A 7,394-nucleotide genomic window follows, 5' to 3' on the forward strand; every position below is an offset into this window, starting at 1 on the left:
ACCAGAAAAATGATGCGTTCCTTTATATTGAAACACCCTGTTGCTTATTTGTATTCTCTTTATAAAAATAAATATCTTTCGTTTTACCTGAGAACCTCAATTGTATTGCTGGCTTTAGGCATCATTTATTGGTTAATTCCCTAAGTTCTCTTTGGATAAATATTCATCGAAATAAACATTGCCTCATTTAATTCCCGATTTTCATGATCATCATAGGTAAAAGTACTATAATTAGAGTGATGAGAGAAAAGGAAATAGAGGTAAATCAATGAATTCAGTTCAACTACTTGATGCATCTTTAAGAGATGGTGGACATCGGACAAACTTTCATTTTACGGATGAGAATTTACAGAATATTCTGCTGCCTTTAGATAATTCAGGAATCGATTACATCGAAATAGGCTACCGAAATGGTTCACTACACCCCATCGACGGCATCGGCCGAGCAGGATTATCTACTAAAGATTATCTCCTTATTTGCCAATCCTTAATAAAAAAATCAACTATTGCGGTTATGGCTCATCCTAATAACATCAACGAAGCAGATCTATTGGAGTTAATAGAGTATGGTGTCGGTTTATTACGGATATGTATAGCAAAAAATGGGTTGCCGGAAGCCATACCAGTAATAGAGCTGGCGCAAAAATTAAACTTGCCGGTTTCCGCAAATTTCATCCATATGACTTATTATTCGGATGAAGAACTGGATGAGGTAGTGGATAAAGTCAGCAAATATAAGCCTGACATCATCTACTTTGCTGACTCAAATGGCAGTATTTTGCCGCATCGCATCCAGGCAATTTATGAACGCTACACCAGCAACTACATGATTCCTTTTGGTTTTCATGCTCATGATAATATTGGGCTGGCTCAATACAATGCACTAGCAGCAATGAATGCCGGAGTTCAGTTTGTCGATGCATCTCTTGCTGGTATGGGCAAAGGGACAGGGAACTTAAAAACTGAGTTTTTTATTGCCTGTTTACATGCCAACAACATAAAAAAATACGATTTACAATCAGTATTAACTGCATCAAACTATGTTCGTCATGCTTTAAACATTGGCCACGAGGCCATTGAAATGGATGAATTTGTAAGAGGCATATCCGATTTTTCAACAGCAGATCTTAAGCTATTTAATCAAAAAATGTAATGCACAACATGCACTGCATGCACAGATAAAACATCGCTTTATCGAAATATCAATATGAGGTCACAATGGCAAAAAAGAAAATAATGGTTCTAACCCCTGATACCCCAGATCCATCATATATAGAATCAGTTATCAGCCCCTTATCTTTTCTTGAAGATGAGTACACGATTCATCCGATAGACAGCCTATCCATAATGGATGATGTATCTAAAACAGATTACTATCGTTTATGGGAGAAAAAATTACGTTCAGACCTTCCTCACTATGATGCATTTTTTGGATTTTCATTTGGCGGTGTCATATTACAGCAATGCTTTTCTTTATTTAATGATCTAAATAAGCCCGTAGTATTATTTTCCACCCCAAGTTGTGCCGACAGCACCCTGGCGAACAAATTGGAGGAGGTAATCGCTCTTTGTACAAGAAATCAGGTAGACCAGGCACTGCATACCCTTTATCAATATGTTTATTATCCCAATGAAATACCCCTGCAACCTGCTCATTCGTTCAATCATGAACACGCAGCAAAAAGAGTCATCTATGGGTTAGCCCGTGTGCTGGAAACAGATTCCACACCGATATTAAAGACCAATACCAACAAACATCTTCATTTAATTGGCGAGCAATCTCATTTGGTAAATAAAGACAACGTCATTAAACCGAATACAGGCACCTTGCTTAAAGTACCTGAAGCTGGAATGCGCATGCTCAGGGATAATCCCCAGTATTGCCAAAAGGCGATCAGAGAGGCCTTAAATGCCTAGCAAATTACTAAAGATTGCCGTATTACCCGGTGATGGTATTGGAGCAGAAGTAACAAAAGCGGCACTGCCAATATTTAAAGCCCTGCATCTCCCGATTGAACTACATTATGGGGACATAGGCTGGCCTTACTGGAAAAAGGAAGGAACTCCTGTGCCTGCACGAACCTGGCAACTGATATCAGAAACAGACACGGTATTATTAGGTGCGATAACCAGCAAACCGATGCGCGAAGCCCAACAAGAATTGGCTGCAGAATTACAAAACCACTCCCAATATGTATCCCCGATTATTCAATTACGTCAGCAATTAGATCTCTTTGCCAACGTAAGGCCTTGCTTTTCCGTTACCAGCGACGAGAAGAAGTTCAATTTTTGCATCATCCGGGAAAATACGGAAGGACTGTATGCCGGTTTTGATTACTATCCGCCCCCAGAGCCTATAATCAACCTATTGCATGAACAACCGCAATGGCAATCTACTCCAGCTCATGAATTGAGTTGTGCACTACGTCTCCAATCCAAAGCGGGATTAATGCGCTTATTCCAGTTTGCATTTGAGTATGCAAACCAACATGAGCTCCCCCGAGTCACTTTTGCAGACAAGCCCAATGTGCTGCGTCAAAGCAGCGCCTTTGCTCGAGAACTTTTTGAAGAAACAGCCAGTCAATACCCCCAGATCCATGCCGATATTTTAAATGTTGATGCCGTGGCCTTATGGATGATCAGAAGGCCTGAGCAATTTGGTGTTATCGTTGCAGAAAATATGTTTGGTGATATTTTGTCTGATGTCGCTGCCGGGGTAATGGGGGGATTAGGTTTTGCCCCCAGTGCCAACATTGGCTTAAAAGGGAGTTATTTCGAGCCGGTTCATGGTAGTGGACCAAAAATGAAAAAAAATAGTGCCAACCCAAGCGCCATGTTTTTCACCATTAGCATGTTATTAGATCATTTTGGCTTTAAACAACAAGCCAACCAAATTATAGCAACCGTCGAAAAAGTGATAAAAGAAGGACGTATTATTACCAATGATCTTGGAGGCAAGAGCAGTACCATAGAAATGGCTCACGAAATCATCGAGCAATGCATCCAAGCAGCCAACAAGCAAAACTCTACGTCATTGATGAGGAAGAATAATGAGATAAACAAAAAACAAATACTTGTGACCGACTCAATGACAAAACAAATCGAACAGCTAAAAAAATTCAGTACTAGTGAAATTTCAGATGCACTTGATGCCTGTGGTATCGAAGGAGCCTTACTTCATATAAAGCCCTTGTCTCCTGGAACCAAACTGATTGGTTCGGCGTATACAATTCAATACGCCCCATATGAAGAACAACCATCAACATTTAAAAACGCAGCAAACTACATTGATAAAGTGCCCCCACACTCCATTATAGTCATAGACAATAACGGTAGAGTTGATTGTACTGTCTGGGGAGAAATTTTGACCCAAATGGCGCAGCACAAACAGATTGCAGGAACGGTCATTCATGGAGCTGCTCGTGACGTAGAATTGATACATGCTCTAAATTATCCGGTTTATTGCAATGCAGTATATATGCGTTCAGGAAAAAATCGCGTTTACAAAACCGATGAGCAATGCTCACTGCATATTAATAATATAACCATTAATCCTGGAGATATTATCTGTGCCGATGATAACGGGGTTTTAGTCATCCCCCAAAATATGATCAGTGATATTTTAGTTAAAATACACAATATCAGAGCCACTGAGGACAAGATTAAATCCGCAATTAAATCAGGCAGCACTCTGGAACAGGCCAGAGCAGATTTTCATTATGAAAAGCCATGGGAAGGTGATAAACAATGAGGTGTTATTTTGCATGAACTTACTGATTATAAATTAATTGATATTCATTATCATGCAAACCCGGATCTCTATCTGCGTCGTTGGGATGCCCTTGAAGCAGGCACACTGTATCAATCAATAAAGGGATTGATAGTCCTAAAAAGTCATTTGGGAGCTACCAGTATTCAGGCATCACTGGCCCAGAAATCGGGCTTGCCGGTATTACCATCATTAGTGCTAAACCATATTGCCGGAGGAATAGACTATAGGGTAGTCATGCAGGCGCTCGGTGAATATCATCCTTTAATTGCAGCTAAAATGATTGTTCACTTACCAACAATAACCGGCAGAACAATTAAATCCAGATTATCTCGAGTACTGGTTCATCCTGAATTAAAAGAACATACTCTAAACAGTGAAACTATTTTTGATAGCAACAACCACCTGCGAAAAGAGGTAATTGATTTATTGAAGATGGCCAATGATTATCCGATTGTTCTCTCCACAGGCCATGCCTCAAAAGAAGAGCTCTATGAGCTGGTAAATGCTTGTATCCAATTAAAGGTTAATAGTTTATTACTGAATCAACCTGCCAATCCCCTAACCGGCTTAAATGCTCATGACTTAATGGAATTAGCACACCATAAATTTATATGGATAGAACAAACAGCACTGACCTATCTTCTGGGGCATCAGAGCAAGGAAGATTTTACTCAAGTGTTATCAGCAATTCCCAGAGTAATTTATAGTTCTGATCTTGGACAAACAGATCAAATGGATATTCTCAACTGGGTTGATTTTTCAGAGCGTTTTTTTCAAGAAGCGAGTCTGCCCGAGCAGCGAAAAAACGATTTGCTGCGTAATAATGCAATCAAACTGCTTAGCCTTTAATTTAAAATCTCGTTTAAAAAATCCAGTGTACTTTGCCAGGAACGGTGATCAGCGCATTCATTATAATGGAGCCCCATCTCATCATCATTAGCTTCGCGATTAGTAAACGAATGTTGGGTATGACCATACATATGCACTTGCCAATCGGCCTTACGCTGGTTCATTTCCAGGGCAAATTGAGCTATCGCTTCCGGTTTGACCAAGGGATCATCGTAGCCATGTAAAATCAATATTTTTGCATTAACAGGCACTCTAACTATCTCTTCTGGCTCAGAGAGCAATCCATGAAAGCAGGCCGCACCTTTAATATCAGCGCCAGAACGTGCCAGATCCAATACACATAATCCACCAAAACAATAACCAATAGCGCCAATTTTATCCTTATCGATAAAAGGCTGTTGACTTAAAGCATTTAGTGCCGCCCATATACGGGCAACCAATTTATTGCGATCGTGCATCAGAGGTGCCATCAGCGCCCTTCTCTCAGCCTTATCATTACCAAACCGTGCGTCGCCATACATATCAATAGCAAAACCTGCATACCCCAGAGCAGCAAGTTGTATTGCTTTATCACAAACACTCTTGCTCCGCCCCACCCAATCATGGGCTATCATCACACCAGGACGAGGATGTAATGAACTGCTGTCGTATGCAATAAATCCTTTGCAAACGGTATCTTCATCTTTATATTCTATTTCACGAGTAGTTATCACATGCGCTTAACGTACTAAAAGGTCTTAAAACTATATAGAATATACAGGTGAGATACAAGTCGATAATTTATCATTATCATAGAGTTATACAGCATCTGAGAAACCAAGTGTTTTTAGCATTTTTAAATCGAAATTGCTTGTCACTTTAAAGTAGGATATTGTGCAGGTTAAATAGAGCCACGACAGCGGATGAGATTTATTTTAGATGAAACAAACGTATACTCCATATCAATATATGTCCACTAAATCAGTCGGTTTGTCCACCAACTACTCAACAAACATCGTACCCGTAACAGTAGCGCCGAATCATATGGTAAAACTGCTCAATGCTCCGATTTTTTTTAGAGGGTATGCTTCTGGACATCGTCAGCCTACAGCGTTTATAACACTATTGGTTGAGCAGGTTAATTCATCTCAGTTGCAAAAGGTTCAAGCAGCATACAATTCCTATTTTAAATCCACGTTAGATTTTTTTGCAAACCTTAATACGGCTGAATCTATGGCGCTTGCTTTTGGCAAAGGGCTTTGCGCGTTACAAGAAGAGGCGGGATTTCCTATTTTTGATTCACCTCACCTCAAAGTATCGGCAAGCACAACGAATGAATTCCATCTTTATATTCCTATGCTAGAAGAGCAATTTCTGCCTTACCTTATCGATGTCATGTTGAAATTGTTTAACCAAAGTGTTTTTCAGATAGCACATTTGTCAGATAATCGGCAGATTATACGTAAAGAAGAATTAATTAATCATCTCAAACCTTATGCACCACAAGGCTCTAATTCGTTACGATTTTTACGAGCAGCTCATATTGCAGGTATTCCATGGATGTTTGTTGAGCAAAATATATTTCAGCTCGGTTATGGGAGAAACTCATTGTGGCTGGACAGCTCCTTTACGGATAAAACATCTGTTCTTGCCACGGGATTAGCCAAAAATAAATTATCTACAGCCGCACTATTACGCAAAGCAGGCTTACCGGTACCTAAGCACTATTTTGTACGAAGTGAAGTCGAAGCAGTGAATGCCGCACGAAAAATTGGATATCCTGTTGTAGTAAAGCCTCTTAATGAAGATGGAGGCACTGGGGTATTTGCGAGGTTACAATCAGAACAGTCGGTAAAGAACGCTTATCTCAATGCTCGAAACTATTCAGAGCAAGTATTAGTAGAAAAGCATATTATGGGAAAGGATTATCGCCTGCAAGTACTGCATGGTGAACTGATTTGGGCAATTGAGCGAATTCCAGCAGGAATTGTAGGTGATGGTAAACGTTCGATTAATGCTTTGGTTCAAGAATTAAATATACAACAAAAAAATCAAAATCCATCTACGGCAAAGACTATAGAGTTTACAGCTGATGTTATTGTGTTCCTTGCGGAACAAGGCTATAACGTGGATAGCATACCCAAGCAGGGGCAATTTGTTGCTGTGAACACCATTGCCAATATTTCTTCAGGCGGAACTCCTATTGCAGTAAACGATAAGGTTCACCCCGATAACAAGCGCCTGGCAGAAACCGCCGCGAATTTATTGCGATTGGATCTTGCGGGCATCGATTTGCTTCTACCTGATATAAAAAAATCTTATCTTGAACAGGAAGGAGCCATTATAGAAGTGAATGCCCAGCCTCAATTAGGCATCATAACTGCCCCACATATTTATAAAGATATTTTATTAAAACTGTTACCCGAACAGGGACGTATTCCTATTGTTGGCGTATTAGGAAATGCGATTAAACCTGGGTTCATTGAAGGCATACAGCAGGTTTTACTAAACCAATATAACACTATTGGCTTGGCTCAATCAGATAGTGCTTATATTAACGGCAAAACCGTCGCGGTGACTGAATCATTATTTACGGCTGGGCGCTCGTTATTATTAAATAAGACCGTGGATGCCTTAATCTATCAGGTAAATAATCTTGACGAGCTATCTGTTTATGGACTGCCCTTTGATAATTTAGATTATTTATTCATTGGTGATGAATTCGTTTTAGAACGCTCAGATCATAAACGCATCGATTGGCTGAAAAACCTATTCAAAGCATGTCAAGGCTTGG

6 protein-coding genes are annotated in these 7,394 nt (G+C 39.9%); 5 read left to right on the forward strand and 1 reads right to left on the reverse strand.

What is annotated here, in order from left to right:
- The first annotated feature begins 268 nt into the window (after positions 1-268).
- The 4 genes from Q0495_RS14410 to Q0495_RS14425 all read left to right on the forward strand — a co-directional run bounded on the left by Q0495_RS14410 (position 269) and on the right by Q0495_RS14425 (position 4,621).
- Complete coding sequence (locus Q0495_RS14410) at positions 269-1,153, forward strand: 4-hydroxy-2-oxovalerate aldolase (protein WP_298627536.1); 885 nt, start codon at positions 269-271, stop codon at positions 1,151-1,153.
- 65 nt (positions 1,154-1,218) lie between these two features.
- A complete protein-coding gene (locus Q0495_RS14415; RefSeq protein WP_298627537.1) occupies positions 1,219-1,917 on the forward strand; it encodes an alpha/beta hydrolase in 699 nt (232 codons plus the stop codon).
- Positions 1,910-3,751, forward strand: a complete 1,842-nt coding sequence (locus tag Q0495_RS14420) for an isocitrate/isopropylmalate family dehydrogenase (protein ID WP_298627538.1) — start codon at positions 1,910-1,912, stop codon at positions 3,749-3,751. Before Q0495_RS14415 ends, Q0495_RS14420 begins: the two co-directional genes overlap by 8 nt.
- 9 nt (positions 3,752-3,760) lie before the next feature.
- Positions 3,761-4,621 (forward strand): DUF6282 family protein, encoded by an 861-nt coding sequence (locus tag Q0495_RS14425; RefSeq protein ID WP_298627540.1) that lies wholly within the window; start codon positions 3,761-3,763, stop codon positions 4,619-4,621.
- Here the strand turns inward: Q0495_RS14425 and Q0495_RS14430 are convergent.
- Positions 4,618-5,334, reverse strand: a complete 717-nt coding sequence (locus Q0495_RS14430; RefSeq protein WP_298627542.1) for a dienelactone hydrolase family protein — start codon at positions 5,332-5,334, stop codon at positions 4,618-4,620. The two genes, Q0495_RS14425 and Q0495_RS14430, sit on opposite strands and share 4 nt — an antisense overlap.
- Positions 5,335-5,539: 205 nt before the next feature.
- Between Q0495_RS14430 and Q0495_RS14435 the strand changes: the two genes are divergently transcribed.
- A partial coding sequence (locus tag Q0495_RS14435) for an acetate--CoA ligase family protein (protein ID WP_298627544.1) occupies positions 5,540-7,394 on the forward strand: 1,855 nt, incomplete at its 3' end.

It is taken from the genome of uncultured Legionella sp., assembly GCF_937871865.1.
Lineage (GTDB): Bacteria > Pseudomonadota > Gammaproteobacteria > Legionellales > Legionellaceae > Legionella.

Coding starts and splice junctions, on each gene's coding strand:
- Q0495_RS14420 (WP_298627538.1), top strand. CDS start 1,910: ATGCCTAGCAAATTACTAAAGATTGCCGTATTACCCGGTGATGGTATT.
- Q0495_RS14415 (WP_298627537.1), top strand. CDS start 1,219: ATGGCAAAAAAGAAAATAATGGTTCTAACCCCTGATACCCCAGATCCA.
- Q0495_RS14410 (WP_298627536.1), top strand. CDS start 269: ATGAATTCAGTTCAACTACTTGATGCATCTTTAAGAGATGGTGGACAT.